23 protein-coding genes and 4 pseudogenes are annotated in these 25,919 nt (G+C 61.5%); 6 read left to right on the forward strand and 21 right to left on the reverse strand.

Features of this window, described 5'->3' with window-relative positions:
• Positions 1-24 precede the first annotated feature (24 nt).
• Positions 25-789 carry a helix-turn-helix domain-containing protein gene (locus ANTHELSMS3_RS22890; protein WP_368074450.1) on the forward strand — a complete coding sequence of 255 codons (765 nt, stop codon included), beginning with the start codon at positions 25-27 and terminating at the stop codon, positions 787-789.
• A 299-nt stretch (positions 790-1,088) separates the two neighbouring features.
• Here the strand turns inward: ANTHELSMS3_RS22890 and ANTHELSMS3_RS22900 are convergent, their stop codons facing one another.
• The 5 genes from ANTHELSMS3_RS22900 to ANTHELSMS3_RS22920 all read right to left on the reverse strand — a co-directional run bounded on the left by ANTHELSMS3_RS22900 (position 1,089) and on the right by ANTHELSMS3_RS22920 (position 4,930).
• Positions 1,089-1,979, reverse strand: coding sequence for a polysaccharide deacetylase family protein (locus tag ANTHELSMS3_RS22900; protein ID WP_094037369.1), 891 nt, complete (start codon positions 1,977-1,979; stop codon positions 1,089-1,091).
• A complete protein-coding gene (locus ANTHELSMS3_RS22905) occupies positions 1,976-2,713 on the reverse strand; it encodes an amino acid ABC transporter ATP-binding protein (RefSeq protein ID WP_094037370.1) in 738 nt (245 codons plus the stop codon). The genes ANTHELSMS3_RS22900 and ANTHELSMS3_RS22905 overlap by 4 nt, the downstream gene beginning before the upstream one ends.
• Positions 2,679-3,377, reverse strand: coding sequence for an amino acid ABC transporter permease (locus ANTHELSMS3_RS22910; protein WP_094037371.1), 699 nt, complete (start codon positions 3,375-3,377; stop codon positions 2,679-2,681). The genes ANTHELSMS3_RS22905 and ANTHELSMS3_RS22910 overlap by 35 nt, the downstream gene beginning before the upstream one ends.
• Complete coding sequence (locus ANTHELSMS3_RS22915; RefSeq protein WP_094037372.1) at positions 3,377-4,054, reverse strand: amino acid ABC transporter permease; 678 nt, start codon at positions 4,052-4,054, stop codon at positions 3,377-3,379. The genes ANTHELSMS3_RS22910 and ANTHELSMS3_RS22915 overlap by 1 nt, the downstream gene beginning before the upstream one ends.
• Before the next feature lie 69 nt (positions 4,055-4,123).
• On the reverse strand, positions 4,124-4,930 hold the full coding sequence (locus ANTHELSMS3_RS22920) for a transporter substrate-binding domain-containing protein (RefSeq protein WP_094037373.1): 807 nt from the start codon (positions 4,928-4,930) through the stop codon (positions 4,124-4,126).
• 291 nt (positions 4,931-5,221) lie between these two features.
• Between ANTHELSMS3_RS22920 and ANTHELSMS3_RS22925 the strand changes: the two genes are divergently transcribed.
• Positions 5,222-6,688 carry an aldo/keto reductase gene (locus tag ANTHELSMS3_RS22925; RefSeq protein WP_094037374.1) on the forward strand — a complete coding sequence of 489 codons (1,467 nt, stop codon included), beginning with the start codon at positions 5,222-5,224 and terminating at the stop codon, positions 6,686-6,688.
• Here ANTHELSMS3_RS22925 and ANTHELSMS3_RS22930 read toward each other — a convergent pair.
• From ANTHELSMS3_RS22930 to ANTHELSMS3_RS22950, 5 genes are all read right to left on the reverse strand, one after another.
• Positions 6,649-7,464: an ABC transporter permease gene (locus ANTHELSMS3_RS22930; protein ID WP_094037375.1), complete on the reverse strand. Its 816-nt coding sequence runs from the start codon at positions 7,462-7,464 to the stop codon at positions 6,649-6,651. The genes ANTHELSMS3_RS22925 and ANTHELSMS3_RS22930 overlap by 40 nt on opposite strands.
• Positions 7,461-8,306, reverse strand: coding sequence for an ABC transporter permease (locus tag ANTHELSMS3_RS22935; RefSeq protein ID WP_094037376.1), 846 nt, complete (start codon positions 8,304-8,306; stop codon positions 7,461-7,463). The genes ANTHELSMS3_RS22930 and ANTHELSMS3_RS22935 overlap by 4 nt, the downstream gene beginning before the upstream one ends.
• A complete protein-coding gene (locus tag ANTHELSMS3_RS22940; RefSeq protein WP_254694971.1) occupies positions 8,303-9,331 on the reverse strand; it encodes an ABC transporter ATP-binding protein in 1,029 nt (342 codons plus the stop codon). Before ANTHELSMS3_RS22940 ends, ANTHELSMS3_RS22935 begins: the two co-directional genes overlap by 4 nt.
• Positions 9,332-9,338: 7 nt before the next feature.
• Positions 9,339-10,517, reverse strand: coding sequence for an ABC transporter substrate-binding protein (locus tag ANTHELSMS3_RS22945; protein ID WP_094037378.1), 1,179 nt, complete (start codon positions 10,515-10,517; stop codon positions 9,339-9,341).
• Between the two features lie 80 nt (positions 10,518-10,597).
• Positions 10,598-11,896 (reverse strand): glutamine synthetase family protein, encoded by a 1,299-nt coding sequence (locus ANTHELSMS3_RS22950; protein WP_254694972.1) that lies wholly within the window; start codon positions 11,894-11,896, stop codon positions 10,598-10,600.
• Between the two features lie 76 nt (positions 11,897-11,972).
• Here ANTHELSMS3_RS22950 and ANTHELSMS3_RS22955 point away from each other — a divergent pair, with 76 nt between their 5' ends.
• Together ANTHELSMS3_RS22955 and ANTHELSMS3_RS22960 are read left to right on the forward strand one after the other, a co-directional pair.
• Positions 11,973-12,707: an N-formylglutamate amidohydrolase gene (locus tag ANTHELSMS3_RS22955; protein WP_094037379.1), complete on the forward strand. Its 735-nt coding sequence runs from the start codon at positions 11,973-11,975 to the stop codon at positions 12,705-12,707.
• The gene (locus ANTHELSMS3_RS22960) at positions 12,704-13,375 is read left to right on the forward strand and encodes an isochorismatase family cysteine hydrolase (protein WP_254694973.1); all 672 of its coding nucleotides are present in this window, start codon (positions 12,704-12,706) and stop codon (positions 13,373-13,375) included. Before ANTHELSMS3_RS22955 ends, ANTHELSMS3_RS22960 begins: the two co-directional genes overlap by 4 nt.
• A gap of 114 nt (positions 13,376-13,489) precedes the next feature.
• On the opposite strand, the pseudogene ANTHELSMS3_RS22965 reads toward ANTHELSMS3_RS22960, so the two are convergent.
• The 5 genes and pseudogenes from ANTHELSMS3_RS22965 to ANTHELSMS3_RS22990 form a co-directional block, all read right to left on the reverse strand.
• A pseudogene (locus ANTHELSMS3_RS22965) lies at positions 13,490-14,194 on the reverse strand (ISNCY family transposase); the annotation flags it as partial.
• A 63-nt stretch (positions 14,195-14,257) separates the two neighbouring features.
• Positions 14,258-14,554, reverse strand: a pseudogene (locus tag ANTHELSMS3_RS22970) (transposase); the annotation flags it as partial.
• A 16-nt stretch (positions 14,555-14,570) separates the two neighbouring features.
• A complete protein-coding gene (locus tag ANTHELSMS3_RS22975; RefSeq protein WP_094033142.1) occupies positions 14,571-15,650 on the reverse strand; it encodes an IS110 family transposase in 1,080 nt (359 codons plus the stop codon).
• 259 nt (positions 15,651-15,909) lie between these two features.
• Positions 15,910-16,813, reverse strand: a pseudogene (locus ANTHELSMS3_RS26145) (IS3 family transposase); the annotation flags it as partial.
• A gap of 23 nt (positions 16,814-16,836) precedes the next feature.
• Entirely contained in the window at positions 16,837-17,283 is a 447-nt protein-coding gene (locus tag ANTHELSMS3_RS22990; RefSeq protein WP_368074451.1) for a transposase, read from the reverse strand.
• Between the two features lie 36 nt (positions 17,284-17,319).
• Here ANTHELSMS3_RS22990 and ANTHELSMS3_RS22995 point away from each other — a divergent pair.
• A pseudogene (locus tag ANTHELSMS3_RS22995) lies at positions 17,320-18,030 on the forward strand (IS6 family transposase).
• A 354-nt stretch (positions 18,031-18,384) separates the two neighbouring features.
• Here the strand turns inward: ANTHELSMS3_RS22995 and ANTHELSMS3_RS23000 are convergent.
• From ANTHELSMS3_RS23000 to ANTHELSMS3_RS23025, 6 genes are all read right to left on the reverse strand, one after another.
• Entirely contained in the window at positions 18,385-19,545 is a 1,161-nt protein-coding gene (locus tag ANTHELSMS3_RS23000; protein WP_094037382.1) for a patatin-like phospholipase family protein, read from the reverse strand.
• 93 nt (positions 19,546-19,638) lie between these two features.
• The gene (locus ANTHELSMS3_RS23005; protein WP_094037383.1) at positions 19,639-20,811 is read right to left on the reverse strand and encodes a YHYH protein; all 1,173 of its coding nucleotides are present in this window, start codon (positions 20,809-20,811) and stop codon (positions 19,639-19,641) included.
• Between the two features lie 44 nt (positions 20,812-20,855).
• Positions 20,856-22,373, reverse strand: a complete 1,518-nt coding sequence (locus ANTHELSMS3_RS23010; RefSeq protein ID WP_094037384.1) for a di-heme oxidoredictase family protein — start codon at positions 22,371-22,373, stop codon at positions 20,856-20,858.
• A 72-nt stretch (positions 22,374-22,445) separates the two neighbouring features.
• Entirely contained in the window at positions 22,446-22,850 is a 405-nt protein-coding gene (locus tag ANTHELSMS3_RS23015; protein WP_094037385.1) for a hypothetical protein, read from the reverse strand.
• Positions 22,851-23,000: 150 nt separating this feature from the next.
• A complete protein-coding gene (locus ANTHELSMS3_RS23020) occupies positions 23,001-23,678 on the reverse strand; it encodes a response regulator (RefSeq protein ID WP_094037386.1) in 678 nt (225 codons plus the stop codon).
• Entirely contained in the window at positions 23,675-25,153 is a 1,479-nt protein-coding gene (locus ANTHELSMS3_RS23025; protein WP_157733627.1) for an ATP-binding protein, read from the reverse strand. Before ANTHELSMS3_RS23025 ends, ANTHELSMS3_RS23020 begins: the two co-directional genes overlap by 4 nt.
• A gap of 354 nt (positions 25,154-25,507) precedes the next feature.
• On the opposite strand from ANTHELSMS3_RS23025, the gene ANTHELSMS3_RS23030 reads away from it, so the two are divergent.
• Positions 25,508-25,774, forward strand: a complete 267-nt coding sequence (locus tag ANTHELSMS3_RS23030; RefSeq protein ID WP_094037388.1) for a hypothetical protein — start codon at positions 25,508-25,510, stop codon at positions 25,772-25,774.
• The last annotated feature ends 145 nt before the right edge of the window (positions 25,775-25,919 follow it).

A 25,919-nucleotide genomic window follows, 5' to 3' on the forward strand; every position in this document is an offset into this window, starting at 1 on the left:
ATGGGCAGCGCGGGAGGTGCAGATTTGGACGCGAGTGCCGAAGATAATGACGCCTGGATCGGGGGCATGATCCGCGCCCGGCGGCAGAAACTGGACCTGACCCTGCAAGAGGTGTCAGAGGCGGCCGGAATCTCCACCGGCTACCTGAGTTTGATCGAGCGAGACAAGTCGACGCCGACCCTGACAACCCTGTCGCGGATCGCTGCCGCGCTTGGCGTCGGGATTGAGCACTTTGTGGGCAAGCCGCAACCGGCGGACTGCATCACCCGCGCAGGCAACCGCCCGCAGTTCCTGATGGGCAGCGCGCAGGTGCGCTATGAACGGCTGGGCGCGGTTTTTCCGGGATCGGAACTGTCGTGTTTCATACTGGATATCGACCCGGGCTATGTCTCGGACGAGGTCAGCCATCCGGGGGAAGAGACGTTTTACATCCTGTCGGGACAGCTGCAATTGACGCTGGACGGTGAGCGGATGGCATTGAATGCCGGGGACAGCGCGCACTACGATTCAACCCGTCTGCACGGGTGGTCCAACCCCTACGAAGATCCGGCGAGGGTGCTGTGGACCGGCACGATCGACCTGTTCGGCGACCGTGCACAGGATCAGAGCAACGGCCCCAGTGCCCCGGCCGGCGCGCGCATAGGCGCGGTGAGCGGGCCCGCTAAGGTCGCGTTCGGTGCGGGTAACACGCTCCGGGGTGTAGTGCCCGGCCTCATGCAGGATATTCATGGTTGCGACCAGCGCACCGTCCTTGAAGATCGGCAGATTGATCACCGACCCGCAGCCTAGCTGTCCAATCAGGACCGCATCGGGAAAGACGCTGTCGATCTCTTCCAATGTATTGGCGACAAAGGTCTTTCCCTCACCATGGACATGATCCAGCCAGCGGTTCGGGGCAATCGGCTTGGTGCCGGCGGCGGGATAGTTCACCGGGTCCGAGCTATAGGCGCGGCGGGCCAGTAACGCCTCCATGTCTACCGTCATGATGGTAAAAAGCTTGGCGCCCACGGTGTCCTGAACAAGGGATTGCAGCGCGGCCCATGCCGCATCCGGGGTGTCGGCGGCGGCAAGGGACGCGTCGAAATCGGTCATGTGAGGGCCTTTGCGCAATGGCGGGCAATCTCGGCGTGGGTGGCGATCCAGACATCGCCCGAAGCGCGGGCATGGGACAGCACCTTGTCCAATATGGCAATACGCGACCGATAGCCGATGACAAAGGGATGCATGACCAGTTGGCACAGCCCGCCTTCGGCGCGCGCGCCGTCCAGCTCATCCAGAAAGACCTGCGCCACATCATTGGCCGAAAGGGTCGGGCGGGTCGGCGGGGTGCGGTTATACAGCAGATAGACCGCGTCATCGCGAATCCAGTCCACCGGCAGTTCGATCAGGCCGGTGGGGTTCCCGTCTGTCAACAGTTCATATGGGCTGTCATCGGCCATCATGCTGGAATCGTATAGAAATCCAGCCTCCGCCACCAAACGGATGGTATCATCGCTGAGATCCCAATGGGCGGCGCGATGCCCGACCGGGCGCTGGCCGGTGATTTCTTCCAGCGTATCGCGAGAGCGGGCGACGGACTCGGCCTCTTCCTCTGGCGTCAGGGTGCCGTTGACCTCATGTATCCAGCCGTGAACGCCGATTTCATGACCCTCGGCGACGATGCGGCGGGGTTCTCCGGGGTCGATCAGCGCCGAGACGGCGGGGATGAAAAAGCTGGCTTTGGCATTGTGCCGGGCCAGCGTGTTCAGAATGCGCGGCACCCCGGCGCGGCGGCCGTATTCGCCCCAGGCCAGACGGCCCACGGCGCTGCGCCCGCCGCCCATCTCGAACGTTTCGTGGTCGCAGTCGAACGACAACGCCAGCGCGGCCTTAGCGCCACCCGGCCAGGGCGGCATCAGACGGCGTCCGGCGCGGACCTTGTTGACCCGTGCGCGCCAGTGATCCTCTGGCCAGTGATAAGCGTTTTCGGGGAGGGTCATCCGCGTAGTACCTTGCCAAAGAAGTCACGCGCCCGGTCGCTGTCCGGGTTGTCAAAGATCTGGGACGGGGGGCCGGATTCGACCAACTTGCCCTGATCCATGAACACGACCTTGGACGACACCTCGCGCACAAAGGCCATTTCGTGGCTGACCAGCAACATGGTCATGCCCTCACCCGCCAGACGGCGGATGGCATCCAGCACCTCGTTCACCAGTTCGGGGTCAAGGGCGGACGTCACCTCATCCAGCAGCAGGATTTCAGGTTTCAGCGCCAGCGCGCGGGCGATGGCGACGCGCTGTTGCTGGCCACCGGACAGTTCATCGGGGTAGGCGTGCGCCTTGTGGTCCATGCCGACAAGGGCAAGCAGTTCCATCGCCTCTTCCTCGACCTCCTTGCGCTTGCGGCCTTTGACCTTGGTTGGGGCAAGGGCGACGTTGCGCAGGACGTTCATGTTCTGGAACAGGTTGTACTGCTGGAACACGATGGCCATGCGATCGCGCGCAGCCTTGACCGCGCGGGCGGCGGAATAGTCGATGCAGGTGCCGTCGACCTCGACGCTGCCCGAAGTGACGGGGGTCAGCCCGACAAGCGCGCGCAGGACGGTGGATTTGCCCGACCCGGACGGCCCAACCAGCGAGACGACCTCCCCCCGGTCGACATCAAAGCTGATGCCGTGCAGAACCGCCATCTTGCCGTAGTTAGCGTGAATTTCGTTGACCGCGAGGTGTGGCAAGTCGTTTCTCCAGATGTTGGCCAAGCAGGCTGAGCGGGAAGGACATGAGGAAGTAGCAGAACGCGATGGTGCCAAAGACCAGAACGCCGGAATAACCCTGATTGTTCAGCTCCTTGCCCCGAAACGTCAGTTCGAACACGCCGATCTGACTGACCAGTGCGGTGTCCTTGATGAACGACACGGCAAAGGCGATGGCGGGCGGGATGATCACTGGCATGGCCTGCGGCAACACGCACAGACGCATGGTTTGCAGGCGGCTGAGGTTCATGGCCTGCGCTGCCTCGATCTGGGTTTTCGGCACGGATTCGATGCCACCACGGATGATGTCAGCGGTGTAGGCGATGGCGTAGATACAGATTGAAATCACCGCGATGGTGAACAGCGACACATCCGATGCGATGGTCTGGATGAAGAACAGCACCAGATAGATCACCACAAGGAACGGGATGCGGCGGAAAATCTCGACATAGGCGATGCAGGCGACGCGTAGCGGCAGCGCCCACATGCCCGGCGTGGTGCGCAGGTAGACCAGCGCAATGGCTAGGCCAAAGCCGATCAGGCAGCCCATCAGCGTCATGGACAGGGTCATGACCGCGCTTTCGCCCAGCAGGACGATGTTTTTCCATGTAAAGAAGTCCGGGAGTTGGCTCAGAATCCGGTCCATCAAAAGATCCTCACCTTGACGCGAAAGGCCCAGCGGCCGATCAGGGCCAGTCCGATCGAGGCGATGAACGTCAGGACGACATACATCAGCGCGGCGATGGTGAAGTATTCCAGCCAGCGATAGTTGACGGTCGACAGGTTGATTGCCTGTCCGGTCAATTCATCCACCCCGATGATGGCACCAACAGAGGTGCCCATCACGAGGACGACGATGAAAAAATTGGCCAGCGCGGGGTAGATGGATTTCGCGATATGCGGGACGACGATGTAGCGGATGCGCTGGGTCAGGGACATGCCCATAGTCTCTCCGGCCTCCATTTCGTTCTGGCGGACGGACAGGAATCCGGCGCGCAGGATCATCGTCAGATAGGCCCCGGCGTTCAGCGTTAGGCCGATCAGCACGCAGGCCTCATTGGACCAGCGGATTCCAAATTCCGGCAGGCCGAAATACAGGAAATAGATCTGGATCAGCGCAGGTGTGTTGGTGATGAAGATCACGAAAGCCATGACCAGCCAGCGGATGGGGCGCGGCGCAAAGCTAAGGCAAGCGGCCCCAATCAGGCCGATCAAACAGCCCGCGGTAAAGGCAAAGACGCCCAGTTGCAGGGTCAGCCATGCGCCCTCTAACAACTGGTCGAAGTTGCGCCAGACGACGTTGAATTGAAAATTATAGTCCATGCGGTCCCGTTCGGATCAGGCGCTTCGGTCAGGTGGAGCGCATCCGGTGGATGCGCTCCGCGAGAAAGATCAGAACCAGGGGGAAACCGGCACTTCGCGCAGCATCGGCGCGCCGTAGTTTGCTTCCCACACGGACTTGATCGCGCCGGAGGAATGCAGGTCATACAGAACGATGTTCAGAACCTCGGTCAGGTTGTCGTTGCCTTGGCTGACGCCAAGCGCGCAGTAGGCAACAAAGATCGGGTCCGGCACGACGCGCCAGTTGACGCCTTCGTGGTTGCCGGTGAAGCCCATGAAAAAGTCGATGTTCTCGACGATGGCATCGGCGCGGCCCTGCGCCACAAGACGCACGGTGTCGGCGATGGAATCGGTCAGTTCCAATTCAACCTCGGGCATGTTCTCTTCGATCCAGCCCACGGTCCAGTTGCCGCGCATGTTGGCCAGAACGACGCCTTCTTTGTTGAAATCGGTCCAGCTGTCGCCGTCGATCTTGTCGGTGGCCAGCACGGCCAGCACTTCGGTGTGCAGCGGGGCGGTAAAGTCGATCAGCTTGGCGCGTTCAGAGTTGCGGGTCAGCGCGCCCATGGAAATGTCGATCCGGTCAGAGACCAGGAACGGCACCCGCTGCGCGGTTTCTGTCGGCACCCATTCGACCTCGACCCCCAGTTTTTCGGCGATCATGGCACCGATTTCGATGTCGAACCCGACCCAGTCACCGTCATCGTTGCGGGTGCTCATGTTGGGAAAGTTCGGGTTGATGCCGATGCGGATGGTGCCGTCGGACAGGATGTCCTCAAGCGATTTCGCCTGTGCAGCGGGGGCGCCGGTCAGCGCCAGTCCCAGTGCGGTGACGCCTGCGATAAGCCAGTTTTTCATTTTGGTCTTCTCCTGTTGGTCGATAGCGGATCTGTTGTTCAGAATGTTCGTTATGCGGACTTTTGTCCGAAAATAGTTTGACGAACGGTTTTCGCGCGGTCAATGGTTTTTTCGTGGCCCGGTGGGGCAGGGGCGAGACCTTTGGGTTTGCCGAAATAGCGTTTGGCCATGTTTTGTGCGGAATTTCAGGGCGTTCGACGGCAGAGATGCTATCCTGTTGACCTTGTTTCACGCCTGAAACAGCATGAGCTAAATGCGTGAAAAACGAACAGCTGTGCGGAGAGTGACTAAATGAAAGAATCCATAGACCAGATCTCGTTGCCTTCGGGCCTGTCTTTGTCGCGTGTGGTCACGGGGCTTTGGCAGATGGCGGATCAAGAACGCGACGGCAAGGCGTTTGATCTGGACGCAGCGGCAGAGTCGCTGGCCGATTACGCGCGCGCGGGCTTTACGACCTTTGACATGGCCGATCATTACGGCAGCGCCGAGATTGTGGCTGGTAAGGCGGCCAAGATCCTCGCAGCCGAGGGCGGGCCGCGTCCGGTGATCCTGACCAAATGGTGTCCAGAGCCCGGCCCGATGGCGGCGGACACGGTGCGCAAAGGCGTGGAAACCGCGCTGGAACGACTGGCGATGGACCGGGTCGACGTGATGCAGTTTCATTGGTGGCAGTACCAGTCGCCGGAATATCTGGACGCGCTGACCGAATTGATGAAGCTGCGGGATGAGGGGCTGGTGGGACATATCGGCCTGACCAATTTTGATGCGGCGCACCTGCGGATGGTTCTGAAGCAGGGGATTGAGATTGCCACAAATCAGGTTTGCTTTTCGGTTTTGGATCGACGCGCGGCGGGAGAGCTGACCCGCGTGGCGGCGGAACATGGGGTCGGCATCCTTGGGTTTGGCACGCTGTGTGGCGGTTTTCTGTCGGATAAGTGGCTGGGCGCGCCGCGTCCCGACCAGATCGAGGACTGGAGCCGCATGAAATACATGCGCTTTGTCGAGACGGCGGGCGGCTGGGACCGCTTTCAATACCTTTTGGGCGCACTGGCGCTGATCGGAGAGCGTCACGGCGTATCAATTAGCAACGTCGCCAGCCGCTGGGTGCTGGAACAGGCGGCGACGGCTGGGGTGATCGTGGGCGCGCGGCTGGGCGAAAACGCGCATCGGGACGACAACCGCAAGATGCTGGGCTTTGCGCTGGATGCGGCGGACCGGGCGGCGATTGATGATGCGGTGGCGACGCTGGACGAGATCCCCGGCGATTGCGGCGACGAATACCGCAAGCCGCCTTTCCTGACCGCGTCGGGGGATTTGTCGCACCATCTGGACGCGCTGCCGCCGGTGATGGACGTGGCAGAGTCTGTCGCACGGCCGGGCCGCAAGCGGGCAGAAAGCGGGTCGATCTGGGAGGAAAAGGCCGGTTTTGCCCGCGCGATCCGCAAGGGCAAGCGCATCTTGGTCAGCGGTACAACAGCCACCGATCCGCATGGCGCAACGGTGTGCGCGGGCGATGCGGCGGGGCAGGCGGTCTATATCCTCGACAAGATCACCGGCGCGCTGTCATCGCTTGGCGGCGCGATCGAAGATGTGATGCGGACGCGGATCTACCTGACCCATGAGGCCGATTGGCAAGCCGTGTCGCAGGTCCACGCGCGCTATTTCGGCGACATTCGCCCGGCCAACACGCTGATCGTGGTCAAGGAATTGATCGGCGGTTACGAGGTCGAGATCGAGGCCGAAGCCGAGCTTGACTGACGCGCGGCGCGGCGCTGCATCCGCAGCGCCGCCAGCACCACCAACCCAATGGCGACAGAGGCCAGCGTGCCGATCACCGCAATGGCCGAGACAACAGGCGCATAGTTCGTCGCCACGCGGCTGAACAGCCATTCAGGCAGAGTGGTATCGGCCCCGGTGGTAAAGATCGACAGTGGCAGGTTCGACCACGACAGCAGAAAGGCGAACAGCCCGCCGGAAATCAGGCCGGGGGCCAGATGGGGCAGGGTGACTTCGCGCAGGACTTGCCAGCGTGAGGCCCCCAGATCGCGGGCAGCGTCTTCTTGGGCTGGATCATAGCCGAACAGCCGGATCGAGATCACCAGCGTGACGATGGGCAGAATCCAGACCAGATGCGCAAAGACGGCGGTTTTCCAGCTGGGCGTGATGCCAAGCGCCGAAAAGAACAGCAGCATGGCAAGGCCAAGCACCGGCTGCGGAAAGAAGATCGGCAGCACTACCAGTTTTTGATAGATCGACCGCCCGCGCCAATCATAGCGGGCAAAGGCCATTGCCCCCAGCGTTGCCAGAAGCAGGGACAGGATCGTCACCAGCGCTGCAACCTTGAAGGACACCAAGTGCAGCACCAGCGTCTCATGCTGGGAAAACGCGTCCGTATAGGCCCCGATGGACCAGTTGCGATGCGGAAACCGCATGTAGCGCGTATTGGCCAGACTGGCGAGGATCACCGACAGGATCGGCACATACAGCAGGATCAGGATGGCGGTCAGCCAGAGCGTCTGGAGCGGTTTTTTCATCGGCGTATCAGGCGGTTGAGATCGACGCGGGACAGCACCGGAAAGACCACCAACGCGGTGACAAGCGTCACCAGCATGGTCAGCGCCGCACCCATTGGCCAGTCTTGCGCGTAGGAAAAGCGTTGCTCGATCGCGCGGGTGACAACGGTCACGGCCTGACCACCAAGGATGGCGGATTCCGCATTGGCCCCGATGCACAGGACAAAGGTCAGCAGCGCGCCGATGGCGAGGCCGGGCAGGGCAAGAGGCAACTCGACCTCTCGCAACACCTGCCAGCGATTGGCACCGAGATCGCGGGCGGCGTCCACGCGGTCCTGCGGGATCAGCGCGACACCCAGCAAAAGCGGAAACAGCATGAAGGGGAAATGCACATAAAGCAGCCCGAGATAGACGGCCAGTTTCGTGTTCAGCACCGTGCCGATGGACACCCCAAACAGCGCCTTGAGCGACCCGGCAAGGATGCCGCCGCCGGGCATCAGGAACAGGGACAAGCCAAACAACCGCACGGATTCGCTGACAAAGATCGGCACCGCGATCAGCCCGGTGATGACGGCTGCGCCGCGTCCGGCGCGGGCGTGCAGCATCTTGGCGGTGGGCCATGCGATGACCGCGCAGCTCAGCGTCGTAACAAACGCCCCAAGGATCGACCAGTAGAACGGCGCGCCGTAGCCTTCTGTCAGGGCGGAGCGGTAATTGGCCAGCGTCAAGTCGCTGGTCAGGCCAAAACTGCGCGGTTCCATCAGGGAATACCAGCCGACGATCACGATGGGGGTGGCAAACCCCACCAGCAGAAACAGCGCCACCGGAGCCATGAACAGCGGGCCAAGGAAACGCGGGTTCATTCCGTCACCTTGTGGGCGGCGTCGGGGTCAAAGTAGAACCGCGCGCTGTCTCCGGGATGCAACGGGCAGGCGGCGGGCTGTTCGGCAATCATCAGCCCCGCGGGCGTGTCCAGATGCAGTTGCACGCGAGATCCTAGCTGAAACCGTTCCAGCACTTTGGTTTCGATTGCCACGCCGGGCCCGACCTTGTGCAGCGCCTCTGGCCGCAGGATCAAGTGGCTGTCGGCAAAACCGGGCAGGGGCGTGTCCAGTTCCGTCAACCGTTCGTCGCGGACCGTCAGGATGTTCACCTCACCCATGAACCGCGCCACGAAACGGTCGCGGGGGCGGTCGTAGATCTCTGACGGGGTGCCGACCTGTACCAATCCGCCGTCGCGCATGATGCCGATGCGATCCGACATGATCATCGCCTCTTCGAGGCTGTGGGTGATGTAGACAAAGGTGCGCCCGGTGCGGCGTTGCAGGCTGCGCAGTTCAACCTCCAGAGTCTTGCGCAGGCGGTAATCCAACGCCGAAAGCGGTTCGTCAAAAAACAGGATTTCAGGGTCAGAGGCCAACGCACGCGCCAGCGCCACGCGCTGCCGTTCGCCGCCAGAGCACTGCGTGACCGGCTTGCCATAGTATTCGGCCCCCAAGCGCACGAGGTCCAACAGTTCCAGCGCGCGTGCCTTGCGGTCGGCCGCGTTGACGCCGCGCATTTTCATGGCAAATTCGACGTTCTGCCCGACGCTGCGATGATCGAACAGTGCGAGGGATTGAAACACCATCGCCGTCGGGCGCTTGTTGGGCGGCTGGGCGGTGACATCCTGTCCACGCAACAACAGCGCGCCAGAGGTCGGCCTGTCCAGCCCGGCCAAAATGCGCAACAGGGTTGTCTTGCCGGACCCGGACGGCCCGACGATGGTAAAAAACTCGCCCTCGGAAATGTCCAGTGACACATCCCGCAGGGCGTGGGTGTCGCCAAAGCGGCGGCTCAGCCCTTGCAGGCTGAGCGCGGGTTTGTCGTCGGCAGGGGTGCCGGTCATTTGGGGGTCAGCCGCGATCACGGATGGCTGCCGAATAGATGTCATAGAGCCGGTCGTAGTCGGGGATGATGTCAAATTCGACCGCGTTAGAGATACGCTCGTCGAATTCATCCCACTGGATTGCGTCCAGTTCATCTGCCGAGAAACGGCTGAGCACCTCATCTTGGGCCATCTGGGCGACAGGTTGCAGGTTGCCATTGCCGCGCGCCACGATTTCCGCCGCATCAGGGGTGGTGATCCATTCAAGGAAATCGAAGGTCGCCTCCTTGCCGGTCGGATTGGCGACGGCAGAGTTGAGCTCGATCCAATTGATGCCGCCCTTGCCGTCGGCGGGGCCGGAATTGGGCGTGATGGCATAGATGTTCGTCGCGCCCTCGGCGCGGGCTGAACTGGCGGTATAAGTGCCACCAGTGAAATAGAGGTCGATCTCACCGTTCAACATGGCAAGGTTCAGCTGCACGAAATCTGTGGTGATCATCTTGGCGTTGTTGATCCATCGCCGGGCGGTCTCTTCGAACTTGGCGTAGTCGTCCTCTGTCTTGGCTTTGAACGGGTGAATGCCCGCGCCCATGCAGATGTCCATCACGTTCCAATCCTCATAGGCGAGGATACCGTAGCGGCCGGCAAAGTCAGGGTTGTTGAAAAGATCCCATCCTTCGTCCTTGGCGGTAGCGGGCGAGATCACGTCGGAGTTGACGCAGAAATCGAAGGTCTCGAACCGTTGCACGACGCCCAGCAGGTGGTTGCCATCCTGAGACAGGGCCCAGTCATACGGCATGGCGAATTTTTCAAACATCTGTGCGTATAGCGGTTCAAAACGCTCGCGGGGCAGATCGTAGATCAGGTTTTCCGGCCACATCACCTGACGCGCCCAAGGGTTGTTCAGGTTGACGAAGTTCCAGACCGATGTCTCACCCGCGCGCAGGCGGTTGACAGAGGTCGGGTCGCTGATGTGGATCTCGTACCGGATATCCTTGCCGGTTTCCTTGCGCCACATATCCAGCAAGCGCGGGTCGGCGTAGGCGTCCCAGGTCAGCAGCGCGATCTGGTCCTGCTGCGAAAGCGCGGTCTGCGGCATCCCGGCGGCAGCAAGACCGGCGGCCATGCCCCCCATCATCTGACGCCGGTTCAGCGCGCCCGACATAGGGTTGCGCAGGGATGCGGGCAGTGTCGGTCTCTTCTTCATTTTCTATCTCCCTGTTCGTATGTCGAACTGTTGCGCGCTATGCGGACATTTTCAAGGGTTTTCCGCCTTGCCCGTCAGGTTCAGTAGGTCTGTGCGTAGCGGGCAAGCATTTCGGCTGTCTCAAGGTCTGCGACCTCGGTCGCCTCATGTTGTTTGTGCGCCGTGTATAGCGCCAGGAACTCGGCGCCGTACCAGTCTGCTAGGGCCGCGTCCGACCGCATCAGGTCCAGCGCATCGGATAGCGCACGGGGCAGCGGGTGGATGCCCCGCGCACGCAAGGCAGAGTCGTCCAACTCTGACTGGTCGCCCGTGGTTGGCGTGGGGCAGGGCAGGGCGGATTCGATCCCGTCGGCGGCGGCATGGATCAGCGCCGACAGCGCCAGCCAAGGAGAGGCGGTGGCATCGGCCGCGCGGTACTCATAGTTGAACTGGCGCGCAATGCGCTCTGGATCGGTCGCGGTCACCGGGCAAATGCGCAACCCTGCCTCGCGGTCCTGAACCGCAAGATTGGCGTAGGCCGCGCTCCATCGGTGTGGAGTCAGGCGGTGATAGCTGGCCACAGACGCGGCAGTCAGCGCGGTGATCGCGGGCATGTGGGTGACGATTCCGGCGGCGGCCTGCGCGGCGCGAGGTGACAGCCCGGCGGGACCGTTCGGGTCATGGGTCACGGGCGTTTCGCCCTCCCACAGACTAAGGTGGATGTGGACGCCATTGCCGACGTTGGCCGCATCGGGCAGCGGGCCAAAGCTGGCCTGATGGCCATGCGCACGGGCGACGGCGCGGGTGATCTCACGCAATGCAATTGCCTCATCCGCAGCGCGCAGCGCGGGTTTCGGGGCCAGCGTGACCTCGAACTGGCCGGGACCGTATTCCCGCAAAAAGCTGTCTGGCGTCATCCCGGCAGACTGCAACGCATGCATCAGATCCTCGGCAAAGGGCTGCGCGGCGTGGAAACCAGCCAGCGAAAAACCAGCGCCACCGTCGAGATCGGTCAAGGTGAACTCATGTTCGAAGGTCACAAGAAACTGCGCCCTAGCCGCCCGTTCCAGCTGTGCGATGGCGGCGCGCAGGTGGCCGCGCGTGCAGGCCATCCACGCGGTGCCGTCCCGGTTGCGAATATCGCCAAGGATCATCCGTAACGGCGGGCCGCCGGGTATGGGCGCGTCAAACAGCGCGTCCCGGTCCGGCCAGAGCGTTACATCCCCCACCGACCCGAAGGGCGACGGCGCAATTCCGTCGAAACAGGTGATCTGGGCATTGGTCGGGGTCCAGCCGATGCCGCCCCGGATACGGCGGTCCAGATCGTCCAACGCAAACCCCTTGCCGCGGACCAGTCCGGACAGATCGCTGGTGCAGGCCATGACAAGTGGAGTGGGCATGATGGGACGCCTTCGGTATGGGTTGTCGTTCCTGCAATTTTGTGAACACTTGTTCGCATATTGCAATAGGTGAGCTGTGCTATTCTCAGAAAATGATCCCGCGCCGGTCCTGTCACATGGCGTATCCGATGGCGGTGGAATCCTGCTGACATGTGAACACGCGGGCCATGCGGTGCCCTCGGCGCTGGGGGATCTGGGGGTGCCGCAGGCGGATCTGCGCGATCACATCGGCTGGGATCCGGGCGCATTGGCTGTGGCACAGGTGCTGGCGGATCGCCTGCAGACCCGTCTTGTGGCGCAGCGTTACTCCCGGCTGGTGATCGACTGCAACCGCCCGCGCTCCGCGCCGGACCTGATCCCAGAGGTGTCGGACACGCGCGCCGTGCCGGGAAATGTAGCCTTATCGGTCGAGGATCGAGATCGCCGCTGGCACCTGACGCACCAGCCATTTCACGCTGAGGTCGCACACCAGCGGGCGCTGCACCGCGCCCTGCTGTCGATCCACAGTTTCACGCCGCAAAAACGCGACGGCGCGCCGCGCGCCACCCAAATCGGGGTGCTGGCACGGGACGGCAACCGCCTGTTCACGCATCTAATGACGGAACTGCCGACCCTTTGGCCCGGCCAGGTGGTGGCCAACGACCCCTATGAGATCGAAGACGACTCGGACTATACGATCCCCGTTCACGCAGAGCGCCATGGCCTGCCGCACGCACTGCTGGAAATCCGCAACGACTTGATCGCCGACGCGGCGGGGGTGATCCGCATGGCCGAAGCCCTCTCCGCAGCCCTGAAAGGATACCGCCTGTGACCCAGCCTTTCCTGTCCACAACCAGCCGCAACATTCCCTTGCAAAAGGGCCGGGTGGCCGTGCTTTTCGTGGATGTTCAAAACTTTTGCCTGCACGCGAAGGGCGGCGAGATCCGCGACGCGACAGAGGATGAACGGCGCGAAACACTGATGCCCTTCATTGCCCGCTTTCGCGCGGAGACTTTGCCCAAGATGCAGGCCCTGCAACAGGCTGCCCGAAAGGCCGGGGTCGAGGTGATGTACACGACCATCGAAAGCCTGACCAAGGACGGGCGGGACCGCAGCCTTGACTACAAGATCACCGGCTTCAACGTGCCCAAGGGGTCGTTTGACGCCAAGGTGATCGACGAAATCGCGCCGGGTGAGGATGAGATCGTCTTGCCGAAATCGTCGTCGTCGGTCTTTGTCTCGACCCATATCGACTATGTTCTGCGCAATCTGGGTGTGGCGCAGCTGGTCATTGCCGGGGTGCTGACGGATCAATGCGTCGAAAGCGCAATCCGGGACGCCTGTGACCTGGGCTATCTGATCACACAGGTCACGGATGCCTGCGCAACCTATACGCAAGAACGGCAAGACGCCTCGCTGCGCGCCATCAAAGGATATTGCCGTCAGGTCACGGTGGATCAACTGCTGCCGGAATTTGCCGCTTTGTCCACGCAAGCGTGACGACGCATCTGGCCACAAGACGTGTTTCAACCACTTTGAAGTGTCACCGGATGCGCAAAGTAGAAGTGTCCCACAGGGGCGCTGACGGGAGCGCAGCCTGGCAGGGCGGAGAGCTCACATATCGCAGCCCAGGCCGGCTGCGCTGGCCTCTCGCTCGGCGTGTTTTCGGGCGTAATAGGCGTCGAGTTTCGATGGTCTTCCTGGTGATTTTCGGCGGGTGGGTTCGTAGCGCGCCCGCTGCTTTCCGGCACGCGGTTTCTTGGGCGGCGCCTTGTCCTGCTCTTCCTTGATGAACTCGAGCACCGCACTCAGATTCTGGTTCTCGGTGGTCGCGGCGTGGGTCACGCGCTGATCCTTGTCGAAGGTGGAGTAGGGGAGAGAGACTCCCTTCCATCGAAACTCCAGCCGACCATCGGGAAACTCGTAACTGTCCATGTATTTGCCGGGCAGGCCGCGCGTGACGTCGTTCTCCTCGAAGATGATGCGCCGTCGTGCGTAAGAGAACGCCAACTGCTGGCTGACATAGCGTTCGTCGCGCAAACACAGGATGTCCCGCAGGCGAACCGGCTCGATATTGAGCGTACGGTGCAGGTTGTCCGGGCGGCGCGGCGCCTTGGCGAACTTCGCGTTGTAGCGCTCGACAAAGCTGAGCAGAAAGGCATTGCCTGCCTCCATGTCCGAGATACCGGCAAGCCGTAGCTCCATCACCAGACGGTCTTGCAGCGTGCGGTTGGCGCGTTCGACACGGCCCTTGGCCTACGAGCTGTTGGCACAAAGGATCTCGATGTTGAGATCGTTCATCGCCCGACCGAACTGGGTAGAGGTGGTCGCGAGATTTCGGACCAGTTTTCCGCCGGGCTAAGCTATAGCATCGGTTTCATTTCAGGCGTCAATCTTCAGGTCCGGATCCTGGCTATCATAGGCCTCGTCCGGTGTCAGCGGCTCGTGCGATGAGTGCGGGCGTCTTTCGTTGTAATAGGTGATCCAGTCACCGATCCCGTTGCGGGCTTCGGAACCGGTTTCGAAGGCGTTCAAGTAGACGCATTCGTATTTGAGGGATCGCCATAGCCGTTCGATCATCCGGTTGTCGATCCAGCACCCCCGACCATCCATCGAGATTTTGACCTTCGCATCGCGCAACACGTCGGTGAAATCGGTGCTGGTGAATTGCGAACCTTGGACGCCCTTCTAAGAGTCAAGCGGCGATTTGTGTCTGATTGATCTCTTTGTAGCGGCGCATGATGATGCCGAAGACTTCGCGCGCGATATAACGTTTGAGGCTGCGAATGGCTTCCAGTTTCGAGTTTCCGGCAGCGATCCGTTTGGCAACGTAGGCTTGAGTGCGTGGGTCCAGTCGCAAACGTCCGATGGCGATAATGTGGATCGCACTATTGGCTGCGCGATCACCGCCTCTGTTCAACCTGTGCCGGACAGTTTTGCCAGAAGACGCAGGCACGGGACTGACGCCGCAAAGGGCGGCAAAGCTGGCTTCGGATTTCAACCGCTCCGGATTGTCTCCAGCCGTCAGCAGCAGCTGCGCCGCGCTGTTCAGGCCGATCGCGATCTGTTCGAGTAGCTCTGGGGCAAGATCTTTGACGATGGCTTCGATCATGTCATCCAGATCGGCGATCTCGTCATGCAGTTCGAGGTAACGCCGCGCCAGGGATTTGAGCGAGATGCGATAGGCTTCTTCGACCTGCCGAAAGGCCGTGAGATCGGGCCGCCAAGCTGCCAGTGTGCGGATCAACTGCATTCGCGTCATCTTACGTAGGGGTTCTCGCAATCTATCGGGGGCACAGATGATCGTCGTCTGGATCATTTGCAAAGCAATGCGGCGCGCCTGAACGGCTGTCTTTCGGCAAACCCTTAGAACACGGAGGCTTTCGACCATACCGTCACGGCTTCTCGGTGTGACAGTGCGCCGTTCGGTGAAGGCGGCATGGGCCGCACTTTCTGCGTCGAAGTCGTCGTTCTTGCCGCGGCGACGGCGCTCGTTTTTGTCAGGGGCAGTGACCACCTCCAGAACTTCGACACCAGCTGTCTGCAAATAGCGCAGCAACCCTGCGCCATAGCTGCCCGAACATTCGATGCCGACGCGTTGCAGATCCCCGAAAGACCGCATCCAGATCAACATCAAGCGATAGCCATGACGGGTCGTGGGAAAGCTCTCGGTGCCGAGCACGCGGTCGTAATGATCTACGACAGCTGCAACATGTAAATCCTTGTGGGTATCGACGCCTCCGACGACGTGAGATGTTTCAGGGGTTTCAGCCATTTGACGATCCTTTTCTGCGGCAAGAGAACGAGCATCGCCTCGATGGATGCAGGGACAGGACAGTCATGAGACCGGATGGTCAGGCCCTTCTGGGGTCACGGCAACACCTTTGAGACAAGCTCGCCGCAGGCGTTCCCGGATGATCGACAGGTCCAGGGAAAGACACGTGTCAGGTCGGTCGCTGTTTGGGTCAAACCAAACCGAGAAGCCATACGGCACCAACCCAGCGAATGGTCGATCAGTGTTTGAGTCAAACCATCCGAGAACTGGTATCAATCGTATGACTATCGGTGTTGAATATCTCGGGGACACCGTATCCGGCCAGCGCTTCTTTCAAAGCCTCAACGCAAAACCTCGCGTCCATGCTGTTCGAGAGCCGCCAGCTCAGCACCTTCCGGCTATGCCAGTCCATGACGGCCACGAGATAAAGAAAACCACGGCGCATGGGAATGTAGCTGATGTCAGCACACCAGACCTGGTTGGGCCGGGTGATTGGCAAGTCCTTCAGAAGATATGGATATATCTTGTGCTCCGGGTGCTTCTTGCTGGTCTTCGGTTCCTGGTAGATCGGCACCAACCGCATGAGCTTCATCAGCCGCCGCACACGATGCCGCCCGCATTTATGTCCCGCGCGAGCCAAGTGCCGGGCCATTTGCCGGGACCCATACCACGGCGTCTCCAAGAACTGCCGATCGATAATTTCCATAAACTTCAGGTTCTCGGCGCTTTCACCGCGCGGCTGGTAGTAGAGGCTTGAGCGTGCCAGTGTCAGCAGGCTGCATTGCCGCCGGACGCTGAGATCAGGATGGTCTTTCTTCACCGCTTTTTGCCTCCAGCGCCGAGGACGAAACTGGAGGCTTCCGACAAAAAATCCCGTTCCACGACCAACTGCCCGATCTTTCCTGTCGCACATGCAGGCATGTGCTGTCGGACAGTGGGACGTGTAGCTTTTCGACCTCTGCCGCCGATATCGTCGGCTCCGCGGTCGCCTGGCCATTGAAGGCTGCGGCCATGTTCTCGATCACAGTCCTCTTCCAGCCGCTGATCATCGTGGGGTGGATGCCGTGCTTCTTGGCAAGCTCGGCCGTCGTCAACTCTTCACGGATGGCTTCCAGAGCCACCTTCGCCTTGAACTCTGCCGAATAGCGTTTCCGTTTGGTCATTTCTGTGCGTTCTTCCTCAGGCGCTACAGCTTAGCACCTGGTCCGAAATCCCGCGACCACCTCTGTGAAAACCGGTCCATTTTCGCCAGATGGCGCGGCCGAGGTATTTCGAGGCGCGCAGCGCCTCGTTTCTGGCGATCGCGCCGGCCGTACGATGGCTTCCAGGGCCTGCCGTTCTTGCGTGGCGGTATGACAACAGCATCGGCGCCTCGGTCTGCGACGGCGTCGTGGCACCTGCGCGTGTCGTAGGCTCCGTCTGCCGTGACCGAGCAGATCTCCACATCAGCGGGGATCTGGTCAAGGAGCTCGGGCAGCATGGGCGCGTCACCGACATTGCTGCCGGTGATCTCGATGGCCCGGATCTCCAGCGTTTGTTCATCGACGCCGATGTGAATCTTGCGCCACAGACGGCGTTTCGCGCTGACCTGCCACGGGATTTTTCCTCCACCGTTGATTAGAGTCCGGCCCAACTTGCTGCCGCCCCTTGGTGCGTCTAGCGTTTCGTCATGAGGATCCTAGCTGAGTTGCCGCGCCTGAAGGGCTATCGCTTCCCCCGTGAAGTCGTGGCCTATGCCGTATGGGTCTATCATCGCTTCGCACTCAGCACGGCGGACGTCGAGGATCTGCTGGCGGAACGCGGTGTAACCGTCAGCCGGGAAACCGTGCGCAAATGGGTGAATCGACCTGGCCGGCATTTCGCCGATTGCATCAAGCGTGACCGTCCCACCGCTGCAGACAAATGGCACCTAGACGAAGTCGTCGTTCCGATCAACGGCGTGAAGCAGTGGTTATGGCGTGCGGTGGATGCGAACAGGGACGTGCGGGATATCCTTGTGCAGGCGCGCCGAAATACCAAAGCCGCCAAGCGTTTTCTTACACGGCTGATCGCCCGCTTTGGCATACCGGGTGTCGTCGTGACGGACAAATTGCGCAGTTAGATCAAACCGATCCGGGCTCTTGCGCCTGAAGCTGATCATCGGGCACATAAAGGGCTCAACAACCGCATCGAGGGTTCGCATCGGCCGACCCGCAAACGGGAGAAGGTCATGGGCCGGTTCAAATCGATCCGACAGACGCAAAGGTTCCTCGCGGCCCACGATCAAATCAACACGATGTTCAGACCCCGCCGCTACCGCCACTCCGCCGTCTCACACCGCCACGCAAGGTCCGATGCTTTCGACCTGTGGCACGGTTATGCGCTCGAAATGACCGCCTGAGAAAATCACCCCTGGGGACCGTCACAGGCCAGTGCCGTTAAGTTGGCAATGCCGGCCGGTGGCATTGAAGTCATGATTTGGCACCGCGTTGGAGGCGATCATGCAAGTCTCTCCGTCGACGGTGATCGAAAAACGGCAGAATGGGTTGTCGCATTCTGGACATCGATGGCGGAATGGGTGTCGGCATAGGCGGCCCAAGTCGGTTAACGGTCTTGTCGGCTTTTGGCAGTGTGAACTTTTGATCTGGACCGTTGTGCAATTCTAGCTCCTTTGACAGGGAATTGGGGGTCTTGAAGCAACGGAGATACGTTTTCCCGTTGCAGCTCGGGCATTTGAAGTCCTAGCCTGACATTATCAACTGGCCGACCAGAGCGTGCGACCAATTCCGCGCTCGAAGCCGTGACTGTAGAGGGCATTCATATAGGTCGAGGAAAAACGGTCGGAGGGATCATAGACAACTCCGGACTCAGGGTCGACGGACGCGACGTGCAGGTCAATCCCGTTGGCGCGGGACAAGGATCTGGTTGCGTTGACCTCGGCCAGTGCGTTGGCCCGGATGCTTGTGGTCAAGGCATGTTGCGAAATCGCCAGCGCCGATCTTGACACAGTCGTCGGCGCGGGATCGAGCGTGTTGTTGATCAGCAGGTACAATGCACCGCCGGGCAGTTTGCGGTGCGTGGAGGTATAGGCGAACTGCGGTATCGCCAGAAACTGCATGTGGACACCGCCATCGAGATGGGTTTCGGCAAAGGTCGCATCCCCGACACTGTATGTCAGCGTGACTGGTGAAAACAGGCCCGGCAGCGCGGCAGAGGCACGCAAGATCGCGCGAAACAGGTCGTACTGGCCTGACTTCGCGATTTCGCCCATGTTCCAGACCACGGCGCGCGACCGATCAAGGTCAGAGGTCACGACGAACAGACGTGCTCCGGTCGCGTGGCGATCCGCAATGGCTTGAAGGAAGGTGGGGGGCGTGAAGGCTTCGATCAGACGGGCCAGCGGCGTCGTGTCGTAAAGCGCGTCGCTGAACGGCACCTTCAGAGGTTGCAGCTTCATGATGTCACCAGCGTCGTGCTGGGTGAAGATGCGGCGCAGGGCGTCGTCATGATCGGGGCCAAGATAGGCGAAGGGTGCGATCAGGGCCCCGGTGGAAATGCCCGTGACCATGTCGAAGTCCGGCCGGGTTCCGGCGGCCGACCACCCGGCCAGCGCGCCCGCGCCGAAAGCGCCGTCTTCGCCACCGCCCGACAGCGCCAGAACGCACAGACCGCCATCCGTCTTGGGCGGTTGCAGGTGGCGTTCCCAGACGTCTGGTCCGGCATCGGCGAAAAAGCGAAAGCGGACCAGCGGGTCCGGCGCCGTCATGGACCGAGGCATGGATCGAGGAATGGTTCGAGCCATGGCCTGCGTCGTGGACTGGGTCGACATGGTCACCGCAGACCGGTTAGTGCAGGCGGAAAGTGCCGTCATCGCAAGTCCGGCCAGCACCGTTCTGCGTGTCGGGATCTTGGGCATTCTTGTCGTCTGGGCCACGAGGTATCCAGTCCTTGCTTCTCGGGGTTTTCGCCCACAGCCGTAACAGCCGGCTGCGAGGGTCTTGCGCGGGAGTTACTGTCCCGGCGGCGGCGGGAGAACGGTGCGCAGAGCGTCCTCGGTGATGCCGAGGGCCTTCGCGGCAGCGGCAAGATCGGGACGACCGGGACCTGACGATTGCAGCGCCTCCATCAACCTGTCTGTCGAAATGCCCAGCTTTGCCGCCGCTTCGTCGAACCCCGGGGGCATCTGGCCCGGCCCGCCATCCGTGGGACGCGGAGGTTCGTTGCGGCCATCCGCACCCGCCCGCGTGGCACCAACACCGGCGGTGGCCGTTGTCGAGAAGTTGTCGGCGGCCTGCACACCCACGAGGCAGGGCGGCAGGTTCGGGAAGTCCACGGAAGCGTGGTAGTGATAGGTTTCGCCAAGCGCCGTCGCGCCGACGTGGCCGTTGCAGGCGTCCAGACCGGCGGGCGTGGCACCATCCGCCTCGGTGCTGCCAAACATTGCAAAGCCGTCGAAGGCATACCCGAACAGCGCCCCGCTGTCCTGTGTCAGCGCACAGGCAGCATCGACGCCCGCAGCGCCATAGGTCGTTTCGATATCCGTCGATGTCGCGTGCCAGTGATACCATCCGCCGGGGTCGACATGGCCGCCGCAGATATCCAGCGCGGGCATGTGCCCCGTCGCCTGGATGCTGGGCGCGTCGGAAAAGATCGGGACGCCGTCCAGCGCCACGCCGACCTTGCCGACAGTGCCCAGGCGGGTTGGCTGATCGGCCATGACGGGATCGACCGGCAAGAGCATGGTGATGGTCACGTCCTCGGCGGGAGAGACATTGATGCAGGCGTGGTCGACGGTGGGTCTATCGGTGGCATTGTCGACGATATGCACAGCCCCGTCGTCGTCGAAAAAGCGATACCCCAGATCGTCGAGCATCCGTAGAAAGGCCTCGTCGATCCGGTACAGCTTGGCGTTCTCGCCGGTCCAGTCCCAGATGCCGCCCGCGTCGTTCAGGGTGGCGGGGCAGAACGGTCCGATCTCCAGGTCAGCCGGCTTGTAGCCTACCGTGATCTCGTAGCAGGTGGCTGCCGTACCGTCGGTCAGCGTGCAGTCGACCGTTGTGGGGTGTTCGACAAAGGCGGTCTGTTCGAACTCCGCCAAATCGGGATGAGCCGCCGCAATCTGTGGCGTGCACAGGATTGCGGCGGTCACCAAGAGGCGAACTTTCCGTGAGTGGTGTTTCATAGTCTTTGTCGCCTCTTGTTCAATCTCGCTATGGCCAGGTGCGATCAATGGGTTGCGTCTGCCTGGTAGATGATCAGGTTTTCCAGAAAGGCGACGAGCTCTGCGCGCGCCTCGTCAGGAAGGGCGACATAGCCATCGCGTGTCTGCGCCGCCTCGCCGCCATGTGCCAGGATGGCCTCGTTCAGGGTGGTGGCCCGGCCATCATGCAGCCAAGGCCCGGTAGAGCCGACACCGGCAAGCGACCGGGTCAGGAACATGGCCGCACCGATCCCCATTGGGTCGGACGGGTCGGACAGGGCTGCACCCATGTCATGGCGCTTGAAATCGGTGAACCAATGCGCGACGCCGCACCCTTCGCTGTCCACCTCCAGCGCGCCAAGGTGATAGGCCTTGCCCGTGTCCAGCATCACCAGATTGTTCGGCTGATCGACGCGCATGTCGAAGGACACCGGCGTATCTCGACGCAACCCATGACCTGTCGGGTCAGATCCGTCGGGGAACCGGGCGTCAAAATATCCCGGCACAAGACTTGGCTCGCGAAAGACGGGATCGTTCAACGTCATCTGCGGCGTATGGCAACTGGCGCAACCGATTGCGGCAAACCGGTCTTCTCCGGCGGCAATGGCGCGGGCTTGTGTTTCTGGCAACGTCAAAAGCCCGAGATCGTGCAGTTCTGTCATTCTGACCGGTCTTTCAAGCGCGGCCATGTAGATGGTCAAAGCTGTCATGTCCCCGACGCTCAACTCGGCGGTGACGCCGTCGAAATCACCGTCTGCGCCGCCCACCAGTTCGGTGCCCTGGAGGCCCAGCTCGTTGTGCGCGGCGGCGCGGGTAAAGGACCGCAGCGTTGCGTGATTGCCCTTCCAGCCGAAAGGCCGGACAACCAGATCCGCGTCGATCCCGGTAAGCCCGCTGGTTTCGATATCCACCACGCAAGGGGTCGCGGTGGTGCGGGTGACTGACAGCGTGCCGAAAGAGACCCCTTTGGCCGTCAGCTTTACTGTCGACGCCCCGGCTTCGCAGGCCGCAAACCTTGCGTCGTCACGTTGCCGGTAAAGCTCCAGTGTCATTTCCTCGGCCAGCCGCTGCGGGATTCCCAGCGCAAACAGCGGGGTTGTGTTCCGCTCCAGATAGAGCTTCGGATCGCCGGTATGGTTCGGGTCCAACACCACGTTCATCGCGACGCCACCTGCACCGTTGGCAATCGGACTGCTGTGGCAACTGATGCAGCGTGTGGCATTTGCCCCGCCTTCGCGCTCCGGAAAATGCCTGGCCCATTCGCCGGGCCCTTTCAGGTCTGCGCGTGGAAACCGGGTAAATCGGCGACCCTCGCCAATGTTGGCTCCAACGCCTTGCTCGGCGGCAAAGTTGAATTCGGTCAAGGCGTCGCCCGCCTCGAACGCATGTTTGAATGCCGCCCCTGGCCGACCGTTTGCAACAAGGTCGTTCAGGAGTTGCTGGCGTACGGGCTCTACCGCCTCTTCGGCTTGCGCCGTTCGAGGGCCGATGCAGAGGCTCAGACATAGGCCCAAGGCCATGGGGCAACGGCTAAAACGGCTCATGTGGCGTTCCCTTTCTTGGTGGCAGGTGTCTTCTGGCCCACTTCGATCAATGTCCAAGCGGGCCAGGACTTCTCAGCCTTTTCGCGGCATGTCAGCTGGCGTGCAGGCCAGCGGCACATTGGCCTGGGGCGAACGGCATGTGCCGGTGATCTGCTGGCCATCCGGACCGGAAAAGCCACAAGGGCTGCCGGACGTCTGTTTGGTGCAGGCCTCCAACGCCTCACGCGGCGGGCGCGCAGGACGGTTTCCGGCCCCGCCCTGTTGCGATTGCTGGGCCAGCGTCAAAGGAGTCGTGGTATCGGAGGGGTCGGCCTGTGCGGCAGAAACACCCATATCCAAGACGATCAGAGCGGCCAGCACCGCCAGCGCAGCAATGACGTTTTTCGGGCGCATGCGTGGCAACGTGGAATAATAAATCGGGATCCGTTTGGCCTTGGTGTGAAGTGCGGTGGCCGACCGGGTGGCATGAGTGAACATCGTCTTCTCCTGTATGGGCGATTGATTGCCCTTCGCAGGAGTGTCTTGCGCTGACTTTGAGGAGTGGCATTGCAGAGAATATGCAGAGACTGTGCAGCCCGCAAAAAAACATGTGCCGTTGCTATTTTTCACGCCTTGCAAGGCACGGGTTTAGTCGTCGTAGGCATATCCCACGCCGTAGACCGATCGGATCGGGTCAGTGTCGCTGACTGCGGCGATCTTGCGGCGGATGTTGCGGATGTGGCTGTCGATGGTCCGATCAAAGACCTCTGCATCATCGGGAAAGGCCAAGGTCAGCAGTTCGTCGCGCGAAAATACCCGGCCCGGGCGGTGTGCCAGGACCTGCACCAGCATGAATTCACGGCGCGTCAAGTCCAGCGGTTTGCCATCAAGTGCGGCTTGCCAGCGCTCTGCATCTGTCTGCAAACCTGTGGTATCTGGCGCGGTGGTCTCCCGGCTTCGCGCACTGCGCCGCAAAATCGCCTGCACCCGTGCAACCAACTCGCGCGGCGAATAGGGTTTGCATAGATAGTCATCCGCTCCAAGCCCCAGCCCGAGAAGGCGGTCAATCTCCTCAACCTTGGCGGTGGTCATGATGATCGGCACATCCGACGTCCGGCGCAACTCGCGGCATATCGTCAAACCATCGACGCCCGGCAGCATCAGGTCCAGTATCAGTAGATCATGCTGGCCCGTCAGTGCGGTGGCCACGGCATCCGTTCCTTCCGACAGGACGTCGACGCCCATTCCCTCGGCAATCAGGTAATCCCGCACGACCTCTGCCAGCGCGGTTTCGTCCTCGACGATCAAGATGCGCAGAGCTGTCATGTCGTTTCCCTTGGCAGGCTTATGATGATGCGGAGACCGCCCAAATCGGAGGGTTCAGCGGTGATTTTTCCACCATGACCTGCGATGATCGCCTTGCAGACAGACAGGCCCAGTCCAGAACCGCCATAGTCGCGCGACCGCGAACTTTCGGCGCGATAGAAGCGGTCGAAAAGCCTTGGAAGATCGTCCTGTGGCGGTGCTGGCGGGGTATCGTCCATGATCAATTGGACCCGATCGGAGGCGTCATGCAAACGTAACCGCACGCGGCCCGGAGTATTGGTATAGCGGATCGCATTCTGAAGCAGGTTATCAATGACCTGACGAATCCGCAGCCGATCACATGCGAAGGGCAACGCGTCGGGCAAGGCGAGATCAAGGCTGATCTGTTTCGCCTCAAGCTGCGGCTGCGCTGTTTCTATCGCCTCACGGACGATCTTGCTCAGGTCTTCGGCGTCAAAAGCAGTCATCAGCCCGCCTTCGCGGGAATGCGACAGGGTCTTGATGTCCTGCACCAGCCGCGACAGACGCATCATAGCGGAATGCATCCCGGCCAGGGTCTGTGCATCCGGTTGGCGAATGCCATCCTGCACCGCCTCGATCTGCGCGCGCAGTGTGGCCAGCGGCGTCTGCAATTCGTGGCTGGTGTTGGAAATCCATTCCCGCTCGGCCTTGTCGGTGCGTTCAAGTGTGGCCGCAAGGGCGTTGTAGTGGCCGATCAACTGGCCCAGCTCGTCCTCTCGGTCTTGCGCGATGCGGGCGGTGTAATCGCCTGACGCCATGGTCTTGGCCCCCAGTTCCAACTGACGGATCGGGATCAGGATCTGCCGCGCGACAAAGAAGGCTGCCGCCGCAGAGACCAGAACCGCGATGAAGGCAGAAAGCGCAAGTGACACATATTGGCGGCGTAGAAAAAAAGCATCGCTGGCGTTCTCGGAGTACAGAGGCGCGTTCAGCCCGATGAAACCCAACAGGCTGTCGCCGGTGCAGTCGTCGTCGGAACATATCGCGCGCCGCTCAAACAAGCCGGATTGATCCTCCGCTCCGGCAAGGCGTTTGCCGTCCGGTCCCAAAAGCATCAGCCGTTCCCCGATCATCTGATTGTCCGCGCCTGCAGGGGCCCCAGGCGGCGGGGGGCCCGGCGGGCGGTCCGGCGGCGGGAACGGCCGCCCAGGCAGCGCGCCGGGTCGCACAAAGCCATCGGACCCGCGTGGCTGGAAATGCGCACGCACGAAATCGTTCCAGACCTTCGGGTGGCTGGCGAGTTCTGGCCACCCCGGTGCGCCCGGTTCATGGGCCAGCACCAACGCCCGTTCAAGATCGTCGAACCGCGTCAACTCCCCCCGCAACAAGTACTGTGCGAACCCGTCACGCATCGACAGCGCCACCAGCAGCGCCATGATTGCAATGGTCAACACGGCGGTCGCGGCTATGGCGATGAATATCCGGGAAGCAAGCGATTGGCGAAAACGGCTCATATGGCACTCTATTGCAGGGGAAAGTGCAGAGAACATGGAAAAATGCGCCTGCTGCATCGCAAATCGGCAAAACCCCTTACTGCAATCTCGCTTCTGTCACATGACGAACGCAGACCACGGAGAAAAAGCGGCAAGTTTCGCCGCCTGCCAGCTGATAGCCGCTGCGTCGAACAACCGGTAATCTCACCCCGACTGTTCAAGGATGACGCCGCGAATGCTGACGAGCAGACCATACCACCGGATGCTGCGCAGAGTATGACCGTCTGCTTTTTGGGGGGTGCGGCGTAGCCTGGGCTGATACAACGACGGATCTCTACTTGTCTGACGTCTTCGAGGCCTTGGCGGCTCCAGGCAATGCGCCGCCAAGATTGTCCCGCAAATGCTGCGCCTGAGCAAAGAAAGCGGCTGCGTTTTTATCCCAACCGGGGCCAAGATCGTAGCATCGACCGCGGCCCAAGCCTTCGCGATCCCGTCGAGCAGCGCTTTGCCCGTTTCCGTCAGACCTACACGCCCGGCCCCTGGTGTCCGACCAACATTGCCGACGGCGCCGAAGCGGGTGGCAACTGGTTCCTTAGTGGCGAAACCGGCAACGAGAGTTGGCGCTTCAAGACCCGAGAATGACCAAAACCCCGCTGGCCCGATACGGCTGCGCTGCATGGGGGCTACACCGCATCGGGCCAGCTACCCATGCGCTCGACGGGGGTCATTTTGGGATGCCGATAGGGGGTCAAGATTGGGCTCTGACTCAAAGTTGATGCACCTTCTC

The sequence above is a fragment of the Antarctobacter heliothermus genome, assembly GCF_002237555.1.
GTDB classification, from domain to species: Bacteria; Pseudomonadota; Alphaproteobacteria; order Rhodobacterales; family Rhodobacteraceae; genus Antarctobacter; species Antarctobacter heliothermus_B.

Excerpts from the sequence above, each read along its gene's own strand:
- ANTHELSMS3_RS22935 (WP_094037376.1), bottom strand. The coding sequence starts at position 8,306 with ATGAACCCGCGTTTCCTTGGCCCGCTGTTCATGGCTCCGGTGGCGCTG.
- ANTHELSMS3_RS22920 (WP_094037373.1), bottom strand. The coding sequence starts at position 4,930 with ATGAAAAACTGGCTTATCGCAGGCGTCACCGCACTGGGACTGGCGCTG.
- ANTHELSMS3_RS22930 (WP_094037375.1), bottom strand. The coding sequence starts at position 7,464 with ATGAAAAAACCGCTCCAGACGCTCTGGCTGACCGCCATCCTGATCCTG.
- ANTHELSMS3_RS22925 (WP_094037374.1), top strand. The coding sequence starts at position 5,222 with ATGAAAGAATCCATAGACCAGATCTCGTTGCCTTCGGGCCTGTCTTTG.
- ANTHELSMS3_RS23005 (WP_094037383.1), bottom strand. The coding sequence starts at position 20,811 with ATGAAACACCACTCACGGAAAGTTCGCCTCTTGGTGACCGCCGCAATC.
- ANTHELSMS3_RS22945 (WP_094037378.1), bottom strand. The coding sequence starts at position 10,517 with ATGAAGAAGAGACCGACACTGCCCGCATCCCTGCGCAACCCTATGTCG.
- ANTHELSMS3_RS23030 (WP_094037388.1), top strand. The coding sequence starts at position 25,508 with ATGCGCCGCCAAGATTGTCCCGCAAATGCTGCGCCTGAGCAAAGAAAG.
- ANTHELSMS3_RS22940 (WP_254694971.1), bottom strand. The coding sequence starts at position 9,331 with ATGACCGGCACCCCTGCCGACGACAAACCCGCGCTCAGCCTGCAAGGG.
- ANTHELSMS3_RS22900 (WP_094037369.1), bottom strand. The coding sequence starts at position 1,979 with ATGACCCTCCCCGAAAACGCTTATCACTGGCCAGAGGATCACTGGCGC.
- ANTHELSMS3_RS22910 (WP_094037371.1), bottom strand. The coding sequence starts at position 3,377 with ATGGACCGGATTCTGAGCCAACTCCCGGACTTCTTTACATGGAAAAAC.
- ANTHELSMS3_RS23010 (WP_094037384.1), bottom strand. The coding sequence starts at position 22,373 with ATGAGCCGTTTTAGCCGTTGCCCCATGGCCTTGGGCCTATGTCTGAGC.
- ANTHELSMS3_RS23025 (WP_157733627.1), bottom strand. The coding sequence starts at position 25,153 with ATGAGCCGTTTTCGCCAATCGCTTGCTTCCCGGATATTCATCGCCATA.
- ANTHELSMS3_RS22975 (WP_094033142.1), bottom strand. The coding sequence starts at position 15,650 with ATGGCTGAAACCCCTGAAACATCTCACGTCGTCGGAGGCGTCGATACC.
- ANTHELSMS3_RS23015 (WP_094037385.1), bottom strand. The coding sequence starts at position 22,850 with ATGTTCACTCATGCCACCCGGTCGGCCACCGCACTTCACACCAAGGCC.
- ANTHELSMS3_RS22950 (WP_254694972.1), bottom strand. The coding sequence starts at position 11,896 with ATGCCCACTCCACTTGTCATGGCCTGCACCAGCGATCTGTCCGGACTG.
- ANTHELSMS3_RS22915 (WP_094037372.1), bottom strand. The coding sequence starts at position 4,054 with ATGGACTATAATTTTCAATTCAACGTCGTCTGGCGCAACTTCGACCAG.
- ANTHELSMS3_RS23000 (WP_094037382.1), bottom strand. The coding sequence starts at position 19,545 with ATGCCCAAGATCCCGACACGCAGAACGGTGCTGGCCGGACTTGCGATG.
- ANTHELSMS3_RS23020 (WP_094037386.1), bottom strand. The coding sequence starts at position 23,678 with ATGACAGCTCTGCGCATCTTGATCGTCGAGGACGAAACCGCGCTGGCA.